Raw genomic sequence first — 21,849 nt, forward strand, 5'->3', positions numbered from 1 at the left:
AATAATACAAGGACGGGCAAGATGCCCATCCCACAAAATTGGATAATCTTTTTTGTGGAGTTCTCTAATGAAATTAGGTTAAAATCCGAATATTGGCAATTTTAGGTATAAAAACTAGATTATGGCAAATCCAGAGCATTTAGCAATACTGAGGCAAGGGTTAGAGGCTTGGAATAAGTGGAGATGTGAAAATTCAGGTGTGATAATTGACCTCAGTTCTGCTAATCTCTATCAAGCTGACCTGTCATTTGCCAACTTGTATCAAGCTAATTTGTATCAAGCTAACCTGATATGGGCTAATCTGACAGGGGCTAATCTGACAGGGGCTAACCTGATATGGTCTAATCTGACAGGGGCTAACCTGATATGGTCTAATCTGACATGGGCTAACCTGACAGGGGCTAACTTGACATGGGCTAACTTATTTATGTCCCGAATAATCAGGACAAATTTTAACAATGCAAATTTGACAGGTGCTTGTATCAAAGATTGGCATATTAACAGTGAAACAAACCTGAATGAAGTTATTTGTGAATATGTTTATCTTGATGAGAAAAAGACAGAAAGACGACCCAGAAATGGTAATTTTTTACCTGGAGAATTTGCCAGTTTATATAAAAAAATTCTAGAAAATACAGACTTAATTTTAAGCAAAACTCCCCAAAATGATAATAATATTAATAACCAAGGAGTTCAATTTTATTCAAACTCAACAATTCACACATGGGAAAATCTACGCTTCCGCTCAAAAACAGAAATCAAAATTGCTGAAGCATTAGACAGAACTGGAGTTTTATTTGTACCCAACTCCTTAGCACGACTTACCACACCCAAAGGTAGAGAAAATAAAGAAGCTGATTTCCTCATTTGTTATAACGGTAAATGGGGAGTTTTAGAAGTTGATGGACCATTTCACACCGCAGAACGCAGAGTAGAAGAACAAGAAAGAGAACGCATTTTTAAGAAAAACGGTATCAAAGTAGTAGAAAGATTTGATTCTGAAAGATGTTATAACAATCCTGATGAAGTAGTCCAGGAATTTTTCAAAATGATAGAAATTGGATATTCTTAAAACTTCCTTCCTTCTTCCTTTCTTCCTTCGTGTACTTCGCGCCTTCGTGGTTCATTTACTCCATATTCTTCCAACGAAAAGAGAGTAATTAATTATTATTTTGCAAATAGTGTACAATTAATTGATTAAACCACACAGAAAACATGGCTACAAAAATCCCCGTTACCGTGATCACAGGCTTCTTAGGAAGCGGTAAAACCAGCATTATCCGTCACCTCCTCCAAAACAACCAAGGACGACGGATAGCAGTATTAGTCAACGAATTTGGCGAACTGGGGATAGATGGAGAACTATTAAAATCCTGTCAAATTTGCCCCGAAGATGAAACAGAAGCAAATCCAGAAACTAATATATTTGAACTGACAAACGGCTGTTTATGCTGCACCGTTCAAGAGGAATTTTATCCGACAATGCGGGAATTAATCAAACGCCGAGATAGCATTGATTGTATTATCATTGAAACCTCTGGTTTAGCATTACCAAAACCTTTGATTAAAGCCTTTCGTTGGCAAGAAATCCGCAATGCTGCTACAGTAGATGCAGTAATTACAGTGGTAGATTGTGCTGCGGTTGCGGAAGGGACATTTGCTAGTGATTTAGATGCGATCGCTGCCCAACGCCAAGAAGATGATAGTCTAGAACATGAAACCCCATTACAAGAATTGTTTGAAGATCAACTTGCTTGTGCTGATTTAGTAATTTTGAATAAAACTGATTTAGTTGATAGTGAAACTCAAGCAAAAGTTTTAGAATTAGTCAAGCATGAATTACCGAGAGTTGTGAAAATAGTCTCTAGTGATTATGGTAAATTAGACCCATCTATATTATTAGGATTTGCAGCCGCAGTTGAAGATAATTTAGATTCTCGTCCTAGTCATCATGATACAGAAGAAGACCATGATCATGATGATGAAATTAACTCTACTCACGTAATTTTAGACCGGACATTTGACCCAGACAAGCTCCAAGCAACATTAGAAAAACTAGCACAAGAACAGGAAATTTACCGGATTAAAGGTTTTGTGGCAGTTGCTAATAAACCGATGCGGTTAGTTATGCAAGGTGTGGGAAATAGATTTGATAAATTTTATGATCGTCCTTGGAAACTAGAAGAAGCAAAACAAACCAGTTTAGTTTTTATCGGTCGTAATTTACAATCTTCAGTAATAGAATCTCAATTAGTAGCTTTGTAATATGAATATCGCAGATTTATTTAATTTTGCCAATCTTTTGGTTTTGCCTTTTTGGGCTTTGATGATTTTGTTACCTAACTGGAATGTCACTCGCAAGGTAATGGAATCTTATCTACCTTTTGTGGTTTTAGCTGGTGCTTATGTGTATTTATTCGTTACTAGCATTACTCCAGAAAACGCCGCTGCTTTATCAAATCCTCAATTAGCAGATATAGCCAGATTCTTCAGTAATGAAACTGCTGCTGCTACAGGTTGGATTCATTTTCTGGTAATGGATTTATTTGTCGGTAGATGGATTTATTGGGAAGGACAAAAAACCGGAATTTGGACAATTCATTCTCTAGCTTTGTGTTTATTCGCGGGTCCAATAGGTGTGCTTTCTCATATTTTCACCTATTGGATTACAAAAGCCTTTTCTAAAGGTTCTAAAGGTTCTGAAGGTGTGAAAGTCGCAGAAAAAGCTGCTGTGAATTAAATAAGTGTAGAGGTTTAGCAATGCTCATTGGTGTCAACTTAACGTAAAACCCATAGCCCGACTGGGAATGAATTCCCAGTCTAATAGCGGAAGTCATCTAAAGATGACTAAAGAACCTGAAAATTGTTTAGTAAACTTTAGTTTACTTTGGCTAAAAGCCTGTGAAATTCATTTCTGGGCGGGTGTGGAAGCAAACAGATAAGCCATTTTTAACTTAAGTTGACACCAATGAGCAATGCTAAACCTTTATTAATTTAACTAACAGCATATTCTGTATAAGGACGAATTTCCAAAGGATGAAAGCCTAAAACAATTTGATCTTTAGGAATACCAGCACTAACTAAATCGTTAGCAATTCCATCTTCTGTTCCATCCCTTTGAATCCAAATTTTATTATCAATAATTTGTATATGGACAATACAAGCATGAACTCTCACATCTTTTTCCCAACCAGAAGTTATTAATAAATAATCTTTATCATCTTTACTAATAATTAATTCTGTTTTTAGTTCTCTGTAGTGATAAGGAATTTCTGCATATTCAGTTAATACTTTTTGAATAATTTGTTGATATCCATTTAGTCTATCCATTGTGTAATCTCCTGCTGGTTGGGATCAAAAATAAGTAAGTGGATTTTATGTTTTTTCAAAACTAATGTACCAATAGGTTCAGAAAAAATTTCTTTATATGTTGATTCACGAATAGCTAGATATAGTAAATATTCGTTTGCACTTTCTTCTAGAATGTCTGTGTATAAAAGATATTGTCCTAGTGCATTTTGTAAATCAGCTATCGCAGATGGACTAATAAAACTTTTAATTTCTACAATAATTTTTTGTTCTGCTTTTTCAGCAGCTAGTAATTTTTTTGCCCCTAAATCAACAAATAATTCTCGTAACCCCCACTTTAGTTTAAAGGGATCATCTGTAATTATCCATCCATCTTTTTCTAACGCAGTTCTAACTGTATTGTGATAAATATCTTTGGCTGGCATTTCTAGTTAATCTTAAATCCAATCTATGCGGTTAATACAAATTATAATTATAGGGTGAGATAAATCACCCTATATAATTAATATTAAGCCGCCACGGCTTCTCTTCCTCTAAATTTGGCATCTAACCAACAGCGTGGTAATTTTTCCCCAGAAGGAAATACTAATTCTTCCTTTTTATAGATGTCTGTTTCCTGTTCTTCTTGTTCTTGTTGGTCTTGGGCGTGTACAGTCTCAATATTGGGGTCAAATAGTTCTTGAACATCAACTATTTTGACCAAATCCCGGCTATCTTTGATTTGTAAAAACATATTGATAATCCTCCATTATTTAAATGTGTAAATTTGCTAATGGGAAGAAAATGAAGATCAGATTTCCCGTTGATATTTTTCCACAATATCTACTAAGGTAACTTGACATTGCACGGGTAATAAATCAATTAAAGATAGTTCCTTTCTCCCACCACCAACTTTGACGGTGATAGATTCTAAAGCGGCAATTACTTTGTCTTCATTAACGCCTTTAGAAGTAATTAAAGGATACAATTTTTCAGCAACAACATTATGCAGTTTGGCATCCGATAGATAAAGATGCCATTTTGCAATATCTATATAAACACTTTCACCAATTTCTGCGGCTAGGGTTTCTAGTAATTCTGTGGTATTAGTTTTAGCCATAAATATAACCTCATTGTTAGTAACATTCGGATATCTTAGCTTATTTTCCATTATTACTCAATTAGCTAGACTTTATCTACTACCACAGGTAAGAATTCCCTAGCTTGATTTTCTTTCTTTAGGTAGATTTCGGTGGAGTTGAGTTGTAATTAGCGATCGCCCCAATGTAAATGAGATGCAATAACAATACTCCTACCCAACCAACTGTTAAAGGTGTTAACCATTCCCAGTTAGTAGTTTTCAAAATGTGGAAAAACCATAACCCAGATGTGACAGTTGCACAAATACCGACATGAACAGCAAAATTCATGCGATCATCTAGTTTACGGAAATCTGGATCTTTGCGATCTGGTTTGCGAGGCCAACGGGGAGGCATAAATATAAATGTTCGTGACAGCAGTTAACGCACCTTTTATATTGTAAGGTGTTTGGGGTTTACTTGCTCAGATATACGAACAATTTTCAACAGGTGACTCCTACTCCCTTCCCATTAAAAGAATATGGATTAAATGAACCACGTTCGCGGAGCGTCCCGGAGGGATATAGGAGCGAAGAACACGAAGGAAGAAGGAAGAAGGAAGAAGGAAGATAATCTTTATACTGGGAAGGGAATATCACCAATCTGGGGATAAAAATGTTGATGGTTTTCCCCAGATGGTAATATTGGCTATGAACTCTGCACTGTTGACTCTGCGTAGGAACTAGCTCCAAATTCGCTACCTCTAGCGCTAGGAACTAAAGTCCAACCTGCTTTCAAGAGTTTTTGGTAAGTTGCCCAACCTTTAGAACCACGAGGAACGCGATAATCTGGAACTGAAAATTGCGGAAAAGCTGTGTAAGGCCGCCAAGGTTGTCCCAGTGCAGTTTGCAAGTACAAAATCTTTTCATCATCACCGCTAGACTTAGATAACCAGCACATTTGTCGAAGCATAGTCAACTCCTTGATTGTTTAGCTGAAATATCACAAGGACACTAACTACGGATATTTAGGGGTGTGGGAAATTGCTGTAAAAATGTTTTTCATTCCCAATCTAATATCCCGAATTGGTATGACAGATTTTTGTGCTGTCATACTGAATTGTGATAAAGTGGTTTTGTCCTTATGTTTAAGGCAGTAAAGATTATTTTTGTCAGGTAAATTATTTAAGAAGATAAACTCCTGTAGGCTGCTGTTTATTAAGGTAGAAAGATGAACAAGAACAATGGTTTTTTTGGTTCTTGATGTTTTTTTTGCTAGGGGAATATTTTTATCATGTTATCTACGGTTGCGATAATTGTATGTATCCATAGTTACGATTTTGTAAAAATTATTAAAAATTTATTGAGAAGGTGTGGAGTTGAAGGTCAGAATGCTTGTCAAATAAGCATTTAAAAGATTTGAGATTTTTTGCATATCAACCATTACCATTATGATTTAACCCACATTCCGCACCCTTGACTGTCACAAACGGTGATTACGGAGGTAAATTGATGAAGAAGGAGTAAAAGAATACATTGATATATAAAAAAACAAATTTTAGATAGGAAAATTGATTCAGATGTATTCTCAATAAGAAGCAATAAAGAATAAGGGTGGTTTCTGGCAAAAAATATAATATAATTTTATTGTTAGTCTATCAAGACTTAATCATAACTTATATCCTTCTAGAAATAAACTTAAAAATAGCATTAAAACTTAAACTCATTAATAAAATTAATGAGTCAAATTGTATAATTAAACTATTAATAATGTTGATAAATCAACTTATATATCTGTAGTAATTACGGCAAGCTTCTGGGAGAAATAGAAGAATGTACTTCATTTCAGATGTTAAGTTATAAAAGTCTGTTTTTTGTTGAAAAGTAACAAGATGAACTGATTGAAAACATTGAAATATCCACCGCATTGTTGGATTGTTGATGGCTTTGCCCAATTGATTTTTTACAGTATAGTTTAAGGATTTTAAAGCAGCCCTAATTTCTCTTTGTGCTAGAGTATAAACTAGCAGACATAACCCCATTATCATTGCTAATGCCTCTATTCTTTCTGGGCTTTTCAGGAAAATACTATCTGCTAAAAATAAAGGATTTTTGAGAAAACTAAATCCTCGTTCACAGGATTGCTGTGCTTTATATTCAGACAGCATTTTCTCTTTACTCAGTTCTTTTTCTGATAAAACATTTGTGGCAATTATAAACCTTCCTGCACTTAATACTTCTTGGTCAATAGCATCTTTATTTTCAGCAACTGTTGCTAAGATTTGATAGCATTTTGATTGATTTTCTTCTTTGATGTTAGGACTTTTTTCGATAACTTCGATATTTTCTACTTGATGATATTTAAATTCTTTACTTATTTTGATTAATTCTTTTCTAGCATCAGCAGCACAAGCAAATTTTTCTTGCAATAGGTTTTTTAACTTAGTTTGAGTATTAGTCAAAGCTTTTTCTATTTTCTTTGATAATTTCTTTAAGTCAGATTTTTTTCTATCTTGACTTTGCACAACTAACCATCTTTGTTCTATATCTCCATAAGTTATTTTCTTTTCGGCATAAGAATATCCTACTTTTTCACTTTTAACAAATTCCGATTCTGCTAAACTCATCACTAAGTTTTTTGCTGATTTTATCGTTAAGGGTACTCTGGTTAACCATTTGAGACTCGACATTAACTTGATATTTGATTCTGTATATAATGCGCTATCTGCTACTATCAAACTATCAACTTGTATTCTTTTCTGATATTCAACTGCGATTTCTCCAAATTTTTTAGAATCAACTTCATTCCCTGATACTGCTTTTATATATATTGGTATATCTCCATCTCCTGAACATACTAATTGTGTAATAAATTGTTTTAAATCTGGACGATGATCTCTTGAATAACCATAGGTCAGCTTTATCGCTTGAGGTGATTGACTCTCTTCATTTTCTTTTTCCAATGAACCTGATTCTTTTTGATTTTTAAATATTACTGATGGTAAACTATTTTCATATTCTCCATCTACATGAAATGATGTCGAATCCAAGTGTGATGATGAAAGTGATATCTGATATATTTTTACCGCATTTAAACTGACTGCTAAAAATGTTGTATCTAGTCCTTTTATAAATAATTTATCTAATACTCTTCCCAGCTTATCATCGTTGAAATATTCTGGTTTTGCTCCTGCACCAATTAAGTGTTCACAAGCGATTAATTCAAAGAATTTTGGGAACATATATAAAGGCTGTGACATCATGCTTAATCCATTTAAAATCATCGCCTTTACTACCTGACCCGCACTGACTTTTTCTTCTGGTTCTGACCCTAGTAAATTATTAATTATTTCTACTATCCCAATTGAATCTACTATTCCTGCTACTATTCCTAAATGGTCAATCTTCTTCAATTCAAGGTCTTTTATATTCAACATGACAACAGAAACTCCACAAAAGTATCTGTTTTGTATTTTCTCATTTTTCTGTTGAGTCAACACATTTTTTTAGTTTTTTCATTGTCATTGAGGATAAACCTTTCAATGATTTTAAACTAAGTTTTCTATCAAAATAACCTAAGAACCAATAATTTCGTACTTAGTCGTGAATATTTAACTGTATCTCTAACTTAATAGTAATAATTCCTATTTAGCTTTAACAAATCCTCTCAACATTTAGTTCTTATGTACTAAATACATCCGTTTGCTTGGGGTGTGACAGTTGTGGGTGCGGAATGTGGGATTTAAGATAGCTATATATATATTTGTTTTTCTATTGATATAGATAAGCGCAGATAATGAATAACCCAGTTGTTTGGATACATGGAGACTGTTTGAGTCCCCACAACCCTGCATTCCTAGAATATCCCCAAGCCCCAGCCCTTTGGGTTTGGGATGATGCTTTAATTGCAGAATGGCAAATTGGACTCAAACGTCTAACTTTTATTTATGAATGTTTGCTAGAATTACCTGTAGAAATTCGCCGGGGAAATGTAGCAGAGGAAGTTTTAGCTTTTGCTCAAGAACATAATACTAATTTAGTTGTAACTACAGATAGCCCAAGTCCAAGATTTAATGATATTTGTGATCACATTAAACAGGCTGTAAGTTTGGAAGTTTTGGCTGTAGAACCGTTTTTTGAATATGACGGATATATTGATTTAAAACGGTTTTCCCGTTATTGGAAAGTAGCGGAAAAATATGTTTTTCAATAAGAAAATAAATTTAATTTATAGCGATTTGTGAAATGACAACTAAACTTACTGATGTTCAAAATCTCCTCTCAGATTTAATTTCCCGTTATTCTTCCCGTGTGGATTATTTGATGATTCGCTTGGAAGAATCTGAGGGAACAGATATTGTATTGCGTGGTGATAAAGTGGAAACTCTCAGCGAGGGAATTTCTATTGGTGGCCATGTTCGCACTTGTTATAAAGGTGGCTGGGGATTAAGTAGTTTTAATAAACTAGCAACCATTGAAGAACGCATCGAAGAAGCCATTGCTGCTGCTAGAATAGTTGGTGATGAACAGACTATCCTCGCAGCGATTGATCCTATACAAGCTGTATGTGTATTACCTCTTTTGGGTACTGATCCTTCTCAGGTTTCGCTGAAGCAGAAAAAACAATTATGCGATCGCTATACTGACCTACTCAAAACAGTTGATCACCGGATTACTACTACGTCTGTTCATTATAGCGACAGCACCCAAAGAGTGATTATTGTCACATCTGAAGGAACTTTCATTGATCAATCTTGGGTAGATATGGAAATGCGCTTTGCTGCTACAGCCAGGAATGGGGAAACTGTCCAAACCGGCAGAGAAACCACTGGTTCTCGCAAAGCCTACGAAGATTTAACTAATTTAGACAAGCAAGTCAAAGGTGCAGCGGAAAGAGCAGTTACGTCTTTATCTTTACCATCGGTTAAAGGCAACACTTATACCGTAGTTATTGATCCCATTCTCAGCGGTTTATTCGTTCATGAAGCTTTTGGACATCTTTCCGAAGCAGATATGGCCTATGAAAACCCCGATATTCTGGAAGTGATGACCCTAGGACGGCGTTTTGGTCCTGAAGAACTGCAAATATATGATGGTGCTGCACCCCAAGGACATCGCGGTAGTTATTTTTACGACGACGAAGGGACACCTGCAACAACTACCCAATTAATTGAAGATGGTGTATTAGTTGGGAGACTCCATTCCCGTGAAACTGCGGGTAAATTAGATGAGAAACCCACTGGTAATGCTCGTTGTCTTAATTATCACTATTCCCCTATTGTGAGAATGACGAATACCTGGATTGAACGCGGTAAAACTCCAGTTGCAGATTTATTTACTGATATTAAAGAAGGTGTTTATGCTCAAAATTGGTTAGGGGGAATGACGAATGGGGAAATGTTCACTTTCAGCGCTGGGGAAGCTTGGATGATTAGAAATGGTAAAATTGCTGAACCTGTGAAGGATGTAACTCTTTCCGGTAATGTTTTCCAAACCCTCGCAGATATTGAAGCCATTGGTGATGATTTTTACTGGGATGAATCTGGGGGTTGTGGTAAAGGTGGACAAAATGGTTTACCTGTCGGTTGCGGTGGTCCCAGTTTGCGAATTCGGGATGTTGTGGTTGGAGGGGAAAGTGGAGAATAGTTCTTCCTTATCAGGATTGAGTTTAACAGATTTTTTGGTGCAAGTCAATAGCCTCAACCCATAAAACGCGAAAAATTATCATTTATTTTAGATACTCGGCTTCTCCAAGCAGTCGGGTATTTTATTTTTGGAGACTTATGGGAAATTGACGTTATCTTTTATGATTTATAATATACAAAAACAGAGATATAAAAGGAACATCATTATGATTGGTAATATTCTCCGTCAGCGTTATAAGATTGTCAAACAACTAGATGTAGGTGGGTTTGGGAAAACTTACCTTGCGGACGATTTAGATATTCCTGTGACTCCTAAATCCGTTTGTGTGGTAAAAAAGCTACATCCAACAATAATTGACCCAGAAATTATCCGTTTATTTGAACAAGAAGCAGAGATTTTATATAAATTAGGACAAAATCACGATCAAATTCCTAAATTATATGCTTATTTTGAGAACGATGAAGAATTATACACTATCAATTTGATTGGGCTTATAGTTTTGAAAAAGGAATAGCTCCAGTCGAAACAGACAAAAAATGGGGATATATTAATACTTCTGGTCAGATAGTTGTTCCCTATCAGTTTGATTGGGCTTATAGTTTTGAAGAAGGAATATCAAGTGTGAAAATGAATGAAAAATACGGATGTATCAACACCAGAGGTCAACTAGTTGTTCCCTGTGAGTTTGATAGGGTTTTTCTTAATTACTTTCGGGATTATGATTTTGAAAAAGGAATGATGAAAGTAAAAATGGGAGATAAATGGGGATATATCAATACGAGCAGTTCAATAGTTATTCCCTGTCAGTTTGATAGTAATGGATGGTTTTTTGAAGGATTAGCAAGTGTAAAAATGGGAGATAAATGGGGATATGTCAATACGAGTGGTTCAATAGTTATTCCCTGTCAGTTTGATAGTGACGGACGGTTTTCCGAAGGATTAGCAGGTGTAAAAATGGGAGATAAATGGGGATATATCAATACGAGCGGTTTAGTAGTTATTCCCTACCAGTTTGATGTTGCTTATAGTTTTGGAGAAGGACTCGCAAAAGTAACAATTAATGGCAAAGAACACTTAATAGATAAAACAGGAAACATAGTTTATTAACTAAATTATGACTAATGATACAATCAAAACAGTTATCTGGGTAAATTCTTCCAAAGAAGAACTTCTAGAATTTCCTGAAGATGTAATTGATGAAATTGGATATATTCTCTATCGCGTGCAAATCAATCAAAATCATCCTAAAATAAAACCATTAAAAGGATTTAATGGAGTATTTGAAATTCGCAGCAATTATCAAACTGATACATACCGCACTATTTATGCTATAAAAATTGATGATACTGTTTATGTTCTCCATGCTTTCAATAAAAAATCACCCAAAGGTATTAAAACACCTCAACAAACTATTGACTTAATTCAGCAAAGATTACAAACAGCAATCCAAATTTCACAAACTAGACAATCATGAGAGGAAGATCATGTTAGATTATACAATCAGTTCTGGTAACATATTTCAAGATTTAGGATTTGCTAATGCAGAAGAAAAACTAGCCAAAGTTAAATTAGCTTCTGTCATTGCTGATATTTTAGAACAGCAACAAATTACACATCAAGAAGCTGGAGAAGTTTTAGACTTAGAAGTTGAAAAAGTAAATAATTTAATTAATGGTATTCTCAAAGAATTTACAATTGAAAATTTATTAAGTTATTTAATTAAACTAGGTCAAAATGTAGAAATAATGGTAACAAATCAACAGCAAGATAAATCTCAACCTAAAATTAATGTTGTTTATCAAAAAATTGCTTAACGTCTAGATATGCACATTATCAGCAAAAAGAGATTAAAAGAATTTTCGCAGCAGCATCCAAAATCTGAATCAAATCTAGAAACATGGTATAAAATTGTTAATAAAGCCAAATGGGAAAACTTTGTTCAATTACGTCAAGTATTCCCATCTGCGGATTTAGTTGGTAATTTCACCGTTTTCAATGTTAGTGGGAACAATTACCGACTGATCGCTTTAGTAGACTATCAATATCAAGAAGTGTATATTCGCCATATCCTTACCCATGCAGAATATGACAAACAAAATTGGAAACAAGACCCTTGGTACACCTAAAACATATCTAGAATTGATCACTGCTTTTCCTCCCAGAAAAATTACCTCGGAGGAAGAATTAGCCATAACTCAAAATATTATTGATTCTTTATTAGATCAAGAAAGGCTAACTCCTGACGAACGAGATTATCTGCATTTATTAGGATTAGTAGTATCTGAATATGAAGAAGAAAATTATCCTGTAGCAGATATTTATGGAGTAGAACTATTAAAAGTATTAATGACAGAATTGAATTTACAACCCAAAGATTTAATGCCAATTTTTGCCGATGAAACTATAATATCTGATATTTTGTCAGAAGAACAACCCCTAACTATTGAACAAATCGAGAAACTTAGTAATTTCTTTCATGTTTCTCCATCTGTGTTCTTAAAAAATGTTTAGTTGATGTAATGAATACTAGTAATAGAATAATTTGATACTAAGTATAGTAAACATACAAATCCCCGACTCCACTCAGAAGCCGGGAATCTATTACACCAAAGCCGCTACCTTCCCCAACAAACCTTGAAACAAGCGCAAACCATCAGTATTACCTAACGCTTTATCTGCTGCTCGTTCTGGATGTGGCATCATGCCCAAAACATTGCCTTGAAGATTACAAATCCCCGCAATGTTGTTAAGTGAACCGTTGGGATTTTCTTGATAACGAAATAAAACTTGTCCGTTGGCTTCGATTTCTGCTAAAGTGGTCTCGTCACTGTAGAATCGCCCCTCTCCGTGAGCAATGGGCAAAGTCATAATTTCCCCTTCAGCATAACCTTGAGTCCAAGGTAAATTATTCCGCTCAACTTTCAAGGGAGAGCGATCGCAAATAAAATGCAAATCTTGATTTCTAGCCAATGCCCCAGGTAATAAACCAGCTTCAGTTAATACCTGAAACCCGTTGCAAATACCCAAGACAAATTTACCTTGTTGTGCATGGTTAATTACTTGCTGCATCACAGGAGAGAAGCGAGCGATCGCCCCACAACGCAAATAATCCCCATAACTAAAGCCACCAGGGACAATCACCACATCTATATCACTAATATCAGTATCTTGATGCCAAACCATGCGCGTTGGTTGTCCTAGCAAATCTCTAGTCACATACGCCACATCACGATCACAATTAGAACCGGGAAAAACTAAAATACCAAATTTCATTGTTTGTTAGTTGTCAGTGGTCAGTGGTCAGTTGTCAGTGGTCAGTTGTCAGTTGTCAGTTGTCAGTTGTCAGTTGTCAGTTGTCAGTTGTCAGTTGTCAGTTGTCAGTTGTCAGTTGTCAGTGGTCAGTTGTCAGTTGTCAGTTGTCAGGGAATAGGGAATAGGGAATAGGGAATAGGGAATAGGGAATAGGGAAGGTAAAAGTTTTTCCCCATTACCAATTACCAATTACCTATTACCCATTACCTAGTTTAAAAAACTCCAGTTTGTGATTCTACTTCAATCAACTCAAAACGATAATTTTCGATGACCGGATTTGATAACATTTGGTCACAGATTTGATTTAAGTCTCGACGCGCTTTCATTTGATCAGGTGCGACAATAGTTAACTCAATGTACTTACCAATTCTCACCTGTTCCACGTTGTCGTATCCCATTTGTTGAAGGCCAGATTGTACAGCCACACCAGCAGGATCTAAAACCGAAGTCCGAAGGGTCACGAAAATTTTAGCTAAATATTTTATTTGCACAGGCTTTTTGCTGAATGCTGCGATCGCTATCCTATAACTTTTATGGTCTAACTGAGTCAAAATATAATAACAAGGCAGCTAAAGTCAGTGTTTGAGTGACACAATCTGATAGCTGCTACCATAGATACAAATTTAACAAACATTTATGAGAGCGATCCACACCCGTAGTCAAGAACGGATTTTAAACCTGCTACAAAACATCAAACAAGGCATTTCTGCTCAAGATATTTACGTAGAATTACGTAATCTTAAACAAAGTATGGGTTTAGCAACAGTTTACCGTTCCTTGGATGCTCTCAAGTTAGAAGGCTTAGTACAGGTGCGAACATTGGCAAATGGTGAAGCCCTTTATAGCTTAATACAGCAAGATAAACACCATCTAACTTGCCTACAATGCGGTATTTCCATCCCCATTCATCAATGTCCTGTCCATGAACTCGAAAACCAATTACAAACCAGCCATCACTTTAAAGTTTTTTATCACACTTTAGAGTTTTTTGGACTATGTACAAAATGTCAAGGCGGTTAGAAACCGCATCTACACAGACAAAACCCACCTGCGTGGGTTTTAAACTGTTAATTTTTTCTTAGTCCGCGTAGGCGGACTTTGTTTGTATGGTTCCGTGACTTCCAGTCGCCAAGGCTTAAATTTTATTGACCTAGAATTTTCTGTAACTAATTACTGGGAAAGAGAGGTTTAGGATCACCATCATTATTGGAGACAATAGAACGAATACCTTCTAAAGTAGCAGGAATAGTGCGAGGATCCATAAACATCACCTTGCTACTATCGCTTTTACCAATAGTTGTCCCCATATCCAGATAACTTAAAGCCAATAACACATCTACCGCTTTTTGAGCATCAGGATTAGCCTTCATTTTTTGTGCTAAAATTTCTGCTGATTCAGCGATCGCTTGCGCCTTTAAAACCTGTTGTTGCCGTTCTGCTTGCGCCCTGAGAACTATCGCTTTTTGTTCAGCTTCTGCTTGCATAATTACGGATTTTTGCCTAGCTTCCGCGTCCAAAATCTGAGCATCAGCCTTACCTCTAGCACTATTTACCGCAGATTCTCTATCTCCTTCCGAAGTCAGAATTGATGCCCGTTTGCGGCGTTCTGCCGACATTTGTAATTCCATTGCTTCCCGCACAGCCTGAGAAGGAATAATATCTCTCAACTCCACCCTTGTTACCTTCACACCCCAAGGATCGGTAGAAACGTCCAAATCTTGTAATAAAAGCTCACTAATTTGCGAGCGGGCAGTAAAAGTTTGATCTAACTCCAATTGTCCCATTTCCGAACGAATTTGAGTTAATACCAAATTCACCATAGCCATCTGGAGATTTTCTACCCGATACCAGGCTTTTTCCATATCCACAATTCGCCAGTAGACTACAGCATCTACCTCAACCCCCACATTATCGCGGGTAATACATTTTTGGGGAGGAATATCCAAGACTTTTTCCCGAATAGTTTCGCGGTAAACAACCTTATCCAGAAAAGGGAGGACAAAATTTAGCCCTGGTTGCATTTTTTTGTTATAACTACCCAATCTTTCCACCAAAGCTTCATTTCCCTGATTGACAACCCGCACAGATCCAGCTACAGCCGAACCACCAAGCGCCAAAAAGACAAGTAAAAAAAACTGTTCCATAATAATTTTATCCTTATTTACGGGTATTAAATGACAACTGACTATTGACTGGGCGCAGGTTCTGAGGTAATAACTGGGCGCAGGCCCTGCGCCCCTACTGACTCAATGGTTCTGAGGTAATAACTGGGCGCAGGCCCTGCGCCCCTACTGACTCAATAAATAATCTGGTATCACAATCAAAGTTGTTCCTTCCCTTCTCACTACGTAAACTGTTTGCTGGGGTGGTAGGCTGATTTTGTGATCATCACATTTTGCTCGCCAAGAGTTACCCTCGTATAGTACCCTTCCTACCTGTCCGGGTAAAATCTCTGTGATAGTTTCTCCTATGACTGCATCTTGAATTTGCGATTTCCGTCGTCGTGGTTGCAAAAACCGCCGGGAAAAGACAATTAGCATGGTGGAAAATAATAGCCAAGCTGCAACCTGTATCCACAAGTTGCCTATACCCAAGTAGGACAACAATCCCACCATCAAGGCACTAATTCCCATCATGAAGGAAACAAAAGCTGATGGCAAAAAAAGCTCCGTTAAACACAATATCGAGCCAGCTAACAGCCAAATTAAGCTAGAACTTGGCATAACGCTTTTCCTTTACAATAGATTTTCTTAAATACAGTTGCACAGTCAATATTTACGAAAAAAAACAATCCCCATGACATACAATTTACAAGAGTAAGTTGGGTTAAACAAAAGCTTTAACAAAACTAGGTTTTCTTGCCTTCGGGCAATTTCCGTAAATATTGTCTTATATTTTTCCAGTCCTGACCAGTTAAATTTAATTATTCTTTTAATGATGATTTCTACCCAACGGGTGATGAATTGCCCAAATGCAGAATGTGATCAGCCAATTAACTCTGTGGGAGATACTAATTGCGATCGCTGTCAAACTCCTCTAATTTATCGCTATCTCTGGGCAACTGGCCACCAAGCCGCAGAAATTCCCCCAGGAACAAAGGTAGCAGATAGATATGAAGTCATGAAACCGCAAATTTGGCTAGATACCCAACCTGCAATATTACCAAATATACCCGCAGAACTCCCAAATATCGTTATTCCCTATCTGCGCTTGTATTCAGAACATTTGCATATTCCCCAAGCCTATGGATTTACTTTATTAGCAGAAGCAGATAGTGATATTCTTTTGCTAGAAAATGCCCCCATAGATGAAACAGGCTGCATTTACCCCACTATTAGCGACTCTTGGGAACAAGCATCTCCCGTCAGACAAGTTTACTGGTTATGGCAAATTCTCCAATTGTGGACACCTTTATCAGCATTGGGAGTTACCCAAAGTTTACTACTAGCAGATAACTTATGTGTACAAGGTTGGTGTATTCGCTTATTAGAACTGCATCAAAACACAGAACAACCGACTTTACAAGATTTAGGTAATTTTTGGCAGTCTTGGACGACAACAGCAAAAACTACCATTGCCCCAAAATTACGAACCATAGTTGAGTTAATGTGTCAAGGGGAAGTTGATTTAGAAATTATTAATACTCAACTCAATGAATTATTGCTAACAACAGCCGCAGACTTACCCTTATTTTTAACCATAGCCGGGGCAACAGATTCAGGCCCTATTATTAAACATAATGAAGATGCTTGTTATCCCAGTCATCCTAGAGATATAGATGATAAATTACAACCACGACTATCAATTATTTGTGATGGGATTGGTGGCCATGAAGGTGGTGAAGTTGCGAGTCAATTAGCCTTACTGTCTCTTAAATTGCAAATGCGGGCTTTATTGGCAGAAATAAACGAACAAACAGAACTCTTAACCCCAGACTTATTATCTCAACAAATAGAGTCTTGTTTGCGAGTTATTAATAATGTAGTATGGTCACGCAATGACGAGCAAAAACGCCAGGGGAAAGAACGCATGGCCACAACTTTGGTAATGTCATTGCAGATACCCCAAAGAGTAGTGATGTCTTCGGGAGAACAGTTAGAAAATTCCCATGAACTGTATGTAGCGCATATTGGTGATAGTCGAGCTTATTGGATAACCCAGAATTATTGTCAACTGCTGACTGTAGATGATGATATGGTAAAACGAGAAGTAGGTTTAGGAAAAAGTTTATATCGTCAAGCACTGCAAATACTTGAAGCTAAGGCCCTGACACAAGCATTAGGCACAAAAGAAGCCGAATTTCTCAACTTTTCCATTCAACGATTTATTATAGAAGAGGATGGGATATTATTACTTTGTTCCGATGGATTGAGCGATCATAACTTAGTAGAACAATCATGGCAAGATTACGCAATTCCCGTCCTAACAGGCGATTTAACCATAGAAGACGCTACCCAGGAATTAATTAAACTAGCGAATGAAAAGAATGGCCAAGATAATATATCTGTAATATTGACTCTTTGCCGTGTTACCAAACCATCCTCAATGGCAATTGTCCCTGCACCTCCGGCAGAAATTATTCCTCCCCCACCAATAGCCGTCCCCGATTCAGAAGCCTTAATTATATCAGCATCCATAGAAACAGATTTAACAGTAAGTTCCCAAGCCCTTCTCGATTTAAATCTAACAGACGAACCGACAGCAGCGATAAAACCATCTAGGGGTAAAGGTTTGGCTTTATTTGCTCAGATTTTAGTTTTATTACTAGGAAGTACCACCCTCGGTTTATTTGCTTGGTGGCAATTATCTCCTCAATCTTTCCAACCAGTCTGTCGGCAACTTCCTCAAAAGGTGCGAGAATTTTGCCCAGGACGGGAATAATAGCGCGATGTATTGTAAAATTGGGTTTGCCATTAAACCATGGTGGATTCCGTCAAAATAGCTGTGGACATGGTTTAGGAAAAACAAAACTTAGATACAAATAATACTATGAAAGTAGGCGATCGCGTGCGTGTTAAAGAATCAGTAGTAGTTTATCATCATCCTGAACATCGCAGTCAGGCTTTTGACATTCTAGGTACAGAAGGAGAAGTCGTAGCTATTGTCACCCAATGGCAAAATAGACCTGTAAGTGCAAACTTTCCTTTCTTAGTCCAGTTTAGCAAAAAATTTAAAGCCCATTTACGCGATTTTGAACTAGAAAGCATTTAGAGTCAGTGGTCAGTGGTCAGTGGTCAGTGGTCAGTGGTCAGAATTTATTCTTTTGTTTCCTCTTCCCTGTTCCCTGTTCCCTGTTCCCTGTTCCGGTGTATTCCCAACAATGCAAATTAATATTACTACCTGAAACTACAACCGCAGCCGCAAAATTTTCTGCTGGGGTCAATTCTCTTAAACTCCAATTTTCTGATACCAATAATTGACTGGGTTGATTTGGTGTCAAACAAATTTCAATTTCTTCTAACTGCACCAAACCATCTCCTGTAGCTTTTAAATAAGCTTCTTTGCAAGTCCAGTAACGGAAAAATATTTGTTTTTGTTCGTCGGGAGAAATTAGTCGTAGATATTCATATTCTCTAGGAGAAAAGAATCTTTTTGCCAGATTTTCCAAATCCGACATAGTGCGAATATATTCTAAATCCACACCAATTTGCTGTTGATAACTTACCCCGCATAAAGCCAAATGTTGGGAATGAGATAAATTAAATAATAAGCCTTTATCAGCAAACTTAGCCGCTAATAAAGGCTTACCACGGGGCTGATATTCAAATTCCACCTCTTTTGGATCAATGTCCAAATATTGCCCTAAAATAGCCCGAAGAGAACCACGTCCAGCGATAAATCTTTGGCGATGTTCAGGAAAATAGAACCTTTCAGCGCGAGCAATTTCATCCCTAGATAAAGTTTCCCGAAGAGATTGTAATTGTGATTCTGACTGATGTAAATTAATCCGCCAAATATGCACATTATCTAATAATAAATTTAAGTTTTTGGGTGCAGGTAGCCAATTAAAATTAAACACAGTCACGTTGCATTACTCCAAATTAAAAATTAATAATTAGGGTTTTCTGAATAATAGAGAAGTCAAATATCTAATATGGGCAGGCAGGATGCCCACCCCACAATAAGTATAATATTCTTGTGGGGTGGGCTTCTAGCCTGCCCAGAGTCAACAATATTATTTTGATATTATTTCAGCCCATCTACTTAAATATACTTCATTGACACTCTCAGGTCTAAAGACACTGAGATTCTTTGATCAACGATATGACTTGCTCAGGCAGGATTTCTCCAGTCTGCTCCTGCGTCGCCACGCAAGCTATCGAGACGCTCCGCGAACGCTCCTTCGTGGTTCAGTAGGGGCGTATTGCAATACGCCCCTACCAACTCCTGATTACGTTTGATTTCTATCCACTGCAAAACGCGATTCCAAGCCCACCATGGATCAGGATCATCATATTGATTTTGACATTTTTTGCTACTCACGTAACCAACATGGCCACCGTAGCGAGTGAGTAACAAATCTATATCGGGATTATTCCTGGCAGCAGTTTCTAAATCAGGAATAATTGCCGGATCAAATAGAGGGTCATCAGCAGCATATAAAATTAAAGTTGGTTTAGATAGTTTAGGTAACAATTCCAACCCACTGCTGGCTTGATAATAATCGGCAACCGTGGCAAAACCCAAACGTTCAATTACGAGTTCTTCATCAAATCCCCAAATGCTATTAGCCCTTTCAATAGCGTCTGGATTGATAGATTCAGGATAAACAGCATGGATTTTCCAGGCTAGTTTTTTCAATTCCTTAGCAATGCGAGACTCAATATATTTACCGAAAGGATGCGTAACTAAATAACTCAATGAGCGGAAAGAATCCAAACTGGGACAAATCACCGCTCCACCGGCAATATCAATGTCTTTGGCTGCTAAATCCGCAGCGGCTTTCACTCCCCACAAAGCCAACTGTCCACCTAAAGAATAACCTGTAAACCAAAATTGGGGAGGACAACCCATTTTGGCGGCAGTTTCGGCAATTCTGACAAAATCTTCCCCCTCATACAAACCGTCAGAAGTCAATGTTGGCGATAATTCTGCGGTTTTCCCATGCGCCCGCCAATCAAATAACACCACAGCATAGCCTTGAGCATAAGCCTTGCGTCCTAAAATTCGTAAAAACCATTGCTGGTCTAATTCTCCAGTAATACCATAAGTGCCAACAATCGTACTATGGGCATTGGGAGGAATAGCAACCTGACCAAAAATTGGCACACCTTGACCACCTGTGAAGATGACCTCATGATATTTTGGTTCTGGATGAGTAATTTTACTCTCCCAATCACGATTAGCCCATAAAGCTGTATATGTAGTCATGGTCACGCCATTTTGCAAAAAATAGGGTGGCAAATACTCGTATTCATACATAAAGACAACGTGATGAATTTTACAATTATTTTATTTTAATATTTATATTAGGTTTAACATATTTTTTATAATTAAGATGCTAATGTTTTTATATATCAAGGAAAACAACGGTTTACAGTTCGCTTGATGATCTCATCATCCCTCAGCTTTTTCCCAGAATTAGCGTAGCGAAATTTTGGCAGTCGGGGGAGCGTCAATTATCGTTAAATAAAGTAGTTATAATTTTTTAAGAATGCCGAGGATTCTTGTCATAGACGATGACCTAGCGATTTCAGAACTTGTTGCCGTCAACTTGGAAATGGCGGGCTACGATGTTAGTCAGGCTGAAGACGGCATTAAAGGTCAGGCTCTGGCTCTCCAGCTACAACCTGACTTAATTATGCTCGATCTTATGTTACCTAGAGTAGATGGGTTTACAGTTTGTCAACGCTTACGCCGGGATGAACGCACTGCGGAAATTCCGGTATTGATGTTAACTGCTTTAAGTCAAACTCATGACAAGGTAGAAGGGTTTAATGCTGGGGCAGATGACTACCTGACTAAACCATTTGAGCTAGAAGAATTGTTAGCGCGGGTACGGGCTTTATTACGACGCACTGACCGGATTCCCCAAGCTGCAAAACATAGCGAAATTCTTAACTATGGACCGATTACCCTTGTTCCCGAAAGATTTGAGGCTATCTGGTTCAAAGCAACGGTGAAACTAACTCATTTAGAGTTTGAGTTACTGCACTGTTTGTTACAACGTCATGGACAAACAGTTTCCCCCAGCGAAATCCTCAAAGAAGTTTGGGGTTATGATCCTGATGATGACATTGAAACTATTCGGGTACATATTCGCCATCTGAGAACCAAACTCGAACCCGATCCTCGTCATCCACACTACATTAAGACTGTCTACGGTGCAGGATATTGTCTAGAATTACCTAGTGTACCGCCTAGTTTTGAAGGAACTGTCGCTACGGTGGGGGAGTAGGGGAGTTGGGGGAGGTTAATAACCTAATGACTAATGACTAATGACTAATGACTGAAAAGTATTGGTAAACTTCTCTGATTTTATAGACAGGCATTGCCGAATATAGACAAATGTCTGAAAATTATTG

The 21,849-nt window shown here is 37.2% G+C and carries 28 protein-coding genes and 2 pseudogenes; 17 read left to right on the forward strand and 13 right to left on the reverse strand.

Annotation, left to right across the window (positions count from 1 at the left end):
- Nucleotides 1–121: 121 nt before the first annotated feature.
- The 4 genes and pseudogenes from EZY12_01930 to EZY12_01945 all read left to right on the forward strand — a co-directional run bounded on the left by EZY12_01930 (nucleotide 122) and on the right by EZY12_01945 (nucleotide 2,740).
- Nucleotides 122–688, forward strand: a pseudogene (locus EZY12_01930) (pentapeptide repeat-containing protein).
- A gap of 177 nt (nucleotides 689–865) precedes the next feature.
- Nucleotides 866–1,072, forward strand: a complete 207-nt coding sequence (locus tag EZY12_01935) for a DUF559 domain-containing protein (GenBank protein ID QSX70477.1) — start codon at nucleotides 866–868, stop codon at nucleotides 1,070–1,072.
- 143 nt (nucleotides 1,073–1,215) lie between these two features.
- A complete protein-coding gene (cobW, locus tag EZY12_01940; GenBank protein QSX68492.1) occupies nucleotides 1,216–2,265 on the forward strand; it encodes a cobalamin biosynthesis protein CobW in 1,050 nt (349 codons plus the stop codon).
- 1 nt (nucleotide 2,266) lies between these two features.
- On the forward strand, nucleotides 2,267–2,740 hold the full coding sequence (locus tag EZY12_01945) for a DUF4281 domain-containing protein (protein QSX68493.1): 474 nt from the start codon (nucleotides 2,267–2,269) through the stop codon (nucleotides 2,738–2,740).
- Nucleotides 2,741–2,994: 254 nt separating this feature from the next.
- On the opposite strand, the gene EZY12_01950 is transcribed toward EZY12_01945, so the two are convergent.
- The 7 genes from EZY12_01950 to EZY12_01980 form a co-directional block, all read right to left on the reverse strand.
- Entirely contained in the window at nucleotides 2,995–3,330 is a 336-nt protein-coding gene (locus EZY12_01950; protein QSX68494.1) for a XisI protein, read from the reverse strand.
- Nucleotides 3,318–3,734 (reverse strand): XisH family protein, encoded by a 417-nt coding sequence (locus EZY12_01955; protein QSX68495.1) that lies wholly within the window; start codon nucleotides 3,732–3,734, stop codon nucleotides 3,318–3,320. Before EZY12_01955 ends, EZY12_01950 begins: the two co-directional genes overlap by 13 nt.
- An 83-nt stretch (nucleotides 3,735–3,817) precedes the next feature.
- Nucleotides 3,818–4,042 carry an acetyltransferase gene (locus EZY12_01960; protein QSX68496.1) on the reverse strand — a complete coding sequence of 75 codons (225 nt, stop codon included), beginning with the start codon at nucleotides 4,040–4,042 and terminating at the stop codon, nucleotides 3,818–3,820.
- 57 nt (nucleotides 4,043–4,099) lie between these two features.
- Nucleotides 4,100–4,408 (reverse strand): DUF3181 family protein, encoded by a 309-nt coding sequence (locus EZY12_01965; GenBank protein ID QSX68497.1) that lies wholly within the window; start codon nucleotides 4,406–4,408, stop codon nucleotides 4,100–4,102.
- Between the two features lie 118 nt (nucleotides 4,409–4,526).
- Nucleotides 4,527–4,784, reverse strand: a complete 258-nt coding sequence (locus EZY12_01970; protein QSX68498.1) for a hypothetical protein — start codon at nucleotides 4,782–4,784, stop codon at nucleotides 4,527–4,529.
- Between the two features lie 291 nt (nucleotides 4,785–5,075).
- Nucleotides 5,076–5,339, reverse strand: a complete 264-nt coding sequence (locus EZY12_01975; protein ID QSX68499.1) for a hypothetical protein — start codon at nucleotides 5,337–5,339, stop codon at nucleotides 5,076–5,078.
- An 808-nt stretch (nucleotides 5,340–6,147) separates the two neighbouring features.
- Nucleotides 6,148–7,803: an IS1634 family transposase gene (locus tag EZY12_01980; GenBank protein QSX70478.1), complete on the reverse strand. Its 1,656-nt coding sequence runs from the start codon at nucleotides 7,801–7,803 to the stop codon at nucleotides 6,148–6,150.
- A 359-nt stretch (nucleotides 7,804–8,162) separates the two neighbouring features.
- Between EZY12_01980 and EZY12_01985 the strand changes: the two genes are divergently transcribed.
- The 8 genes from EZY12_01985 to EZY12_02020 all read left to right on the forward strand — a co-directional run bounded on the left by EZY12_01985 (nucleotide 8,163) and on the right by EZY12_02020 (nucleotide 12,523).
- Nucleotides 8,163–8,579 (forward strand): hypothetical protein, encoded by a 417-nt coding sequence (locus EZY12_01985; GenBank protein ID QSX68500.1) that lies wholly within the window; start codon nucleotides 8,163–8,165, stop codon nucleotides 8,577–8,579.
- Between the two features lie 32 nt (nucleotides 8,580–8,611).
- Nucleotides 8,612–10,012 (forward strand): TldD/PmbA family protein, encoded by a 1,401-nt coding sequence (locus tag EZY12_01990; GenBank protein ID QSX68501.1) that lies wholly within the window; start codon nucleotides 8,612–8,614, stop codon nucleotides 10,010–10,012.
- A gap of 205 nt (nucleotides 10,013–10,217) precedes the next feature.
- A complete protein-coding gene (locus EZY12_01995; GenBank protein QSX68502.1) occupies nucleotides 10,218–10,526 on the forward strand; it encodes a hypothetical protein in 309 nt (102 codons plus the stop codon).
- 113 nt (nucleotides 10,527–10,639) lie between these two features.
- On the forward strand, nucleotides 10,640–11,119 hold the full coding sequence (locus EZY12_02000; protein QSX68503.1) for a WG repeat-containing protein: 480 nt from the start codon (nucleotides 10,640–10,642) through the stop codon (nucleotides 11,117–11,119).
- A 7-nt stretch (nucleotides 11,120–11,126) separates the two neighbouring features.
- Nucleotides 11,127–11,486 (forward strand): type II toxin-antitoxin system RelE/ParE family toxin, encoded by a 360-nt coding sequence (locus EZY12_02005; protein ID QSX68504.1) that lies wholly within the window; start codon nucleotides 11,127–11,129, stop codon nucleotides 11,484–11,486.
- A gap of 10 nt (nucleotides 11,487–11,496) precedes the next feature.
- Entirely contained in the window at nucleotides 11,497–11,826 is a 330-nt protein-coding gene (locus EZY12_02010; protein QSX68505.1) for an XRE family transcriptional regulator, read from the forward strand.
- Nucleotides 11,827–11,835: 9 nt separating this feature from the next.
- A complete protein-coding gene (locus EZY12_02015; protein QSX68506.1) occupies nucleotides 11,836–12,138 on the forward strand; it encodes a type II toxin-antitoxin system HigB family toxin in 303 nt (100 codons plus the stop codon).
- Nucleotides 12,098–12,523: a transcriptional regulator gene (locus tag EZY12_02020; protein ID QSX68507.1), complete on the forward strand. Its 426-nt coding sequence runs from the start codon at nucleotides 12,098–12,100 to the stop codon at nucleotides 12,521–12,523. The genes EZY12_02015 and EZY12_02020 overlap by 41 nt, the downstream gene beginning before the upstream one ends.
- Before the next feature lie 90 nt (nucleotides 12,524–12,613).
- Here the strand turns inward: EZY12_02020 and purQ are convergent, their stop codons facing one another.
- Nucleotides 12,614–13,285, reverse strand: coding sequence for a phosphoribosylformylglycinamidine synthase subunit PurQ (purQ, locus tag EZY12_02025; protein ID QSX68508.1), 672 nt, complete (start codon nucleotides 13,283–13,285; stop codon nucleotides 12,614–12,616).
- Between the two features lie 3 nt (nucleotides 13,286–13,288).
- Between purQ and EZY12_02030 the strand changes: the two genes are divergently transcribed.
- Complete coding sequence (locus EZY12_02030) at nucleotides 13,289–13,456, forward strand: hypothetical protein (GenBank protein QSX68509.1); 168 nt, start codon at nucleotides 13,289–13,291, stop codon at nucleotides 13,454–13,456.
- Between the two features lie 80 nt (nucleotides 13,457–13,536).
- Here EZY12_02030 and purS read toward each other — a convergent pair whose 3' ends face one another.
- Entirely contained in the window at nucleotides 13,537–13,815 is a 279-nt protein-coding gene (gene purS / locus EZY12_02035; GenBank protein ID QSX70479.1) for a phosphoribosylformylglycinamidine synthase subunit PurS, read from the reverse strand.
- Between the two features lie 145 nt (nucleotides 13,816–13,960).
- On the opposite strand from purS, the gene EZY12_02040 reads away from it, so the two are divergent.
- Complete coding sequence (locus EZY12_02040) at nucleotides 13,961–14,344, forward strand: transcriptional repressor (GenBank protein ID QSX68510.1); 384 nt, start codon at nucleotides 13,961–13,963, stop codon at nucleotides 14,342–14,344.
- Between the two features lie 146 nt (nucleotides 14,345–14,490).
- Here the strand turns inward: EZY12_02040 and EZY12_02045 are convergent, their stop codons facing one another.
- Both EZY12_02045 and EZY12_02050 read right to left on the reverse strand, forming a co-directional pair.
- Complete coding sequence (locus EZY12_02045; protein QSX68511.1) at nucleotides 14,491–15,468, reverse strand: SPFH/Band 7/PHB domain protein; 978 nt, start codon at nucleotides 15,466–15,468, stop codon at nucleotides 14,491–14,493.
- 144 nt (nucleotides 15,469–15,612) lie between these two features.
- The gene (locus tag EZY12_02050) at nucleotides 15,613–16,047 is read right to left on the reverse strand and encodes an NfeD family protein (GenBank protein ID QSX68512.1); all 435 of its coding nucleotides are present in this window, start codon (nucleotides 16,045–16,047) and stop codon (nucleotides 15,613–15,615) included.
- Nucleotides 16,048–16,261: 214 nt separating this feature from the next.
- Between EZY12_02050 and EZY12_02055 the strand changes: the two genes are divergently transcribed.
- Together EZY12_02055 and EZY12_02060 are read left to right on the forward strand one after the other, a co-directional pair.
- Nucleotides 16,262–18,205, forward strand: a complete 1,944-nt coding sequence (locus EZY12_02055) for a protein phosphatase 2C domain-containing protein (protein ID QSX70480.1) — start codon at nucleotides 16,262–16,264, stop codon at nucleotides 18,203–18,205.
- Between the two features lie 108 nt (nucleotides 18,206–18,313).
- Nucleotides 18,314–18,535, forward strand: a complete 222-nt coding sequence (locus EZY12_02060; GenBank protein ID QSX68513.1) for a ferredoxin-thioredoxin reductase variable chain — start codon at nucleotides 18,314–18,316, stop codon at nucleotides 18,533–18,535.
- Between the two features lie 37 nt (nucleotides 18,536–18,572).
- On the opposite strand, the gene EZY12_02065 is transcribed toward EZY12_02060, so the two are convergent.
- Together EZY12_02065 and EZY12_02070 are read right to left on the reverse strand one after the other, a co-directional pair.
- Nucleotides 18,573–19,349, reverse strand: a complete 777-nt coding sequence (locus EZY12_02065; GenBank protein QSX68514.1) for a 4'-phosphopantetheinyl transferase superfamily protein — start codon at nucleotides 19,347–19,349, stop codon at nucleotides 18,573–18,575.
- Nucleotides 19,350–19,705: 356 nt separating this feature from the next.
- Nucleotides 19,706–20,746, reverse strand: a pseudogene (locus tag EZY12_02070) (alpha/beta fold hydrolase).
- Between the two features lie 232 nt (nucleotides 20,747–20,978).
- Here EZY12_02070 and EZY12_02075 point away from each other — a divergent pair.
- On the forward strand, nucleotides 20,979–21,722 hold the full coding sequence (locus tag EZY12_02075) for a response regulator transcription factor (GenBank protein ID QSX68515.1): 744 nt from the start codon (nucleotides 20,979–20,981) through the stop codon (nucleotides 21,720–21,722).
- Nucleotides 21,723–21,849 lie beyond the last annotated feature (127 nt).

The sequence above is a fragment of the Dolichospermum sp. DET69 genome (genome assembly GCA_017355425.1).
In the GTDB taxonomy this organism is placed as follows: Bacteria; Cyanobacteriota; Cyanobacteriia; order Cyanobacteriales; family Nostocaceae; genus Dolichospermum.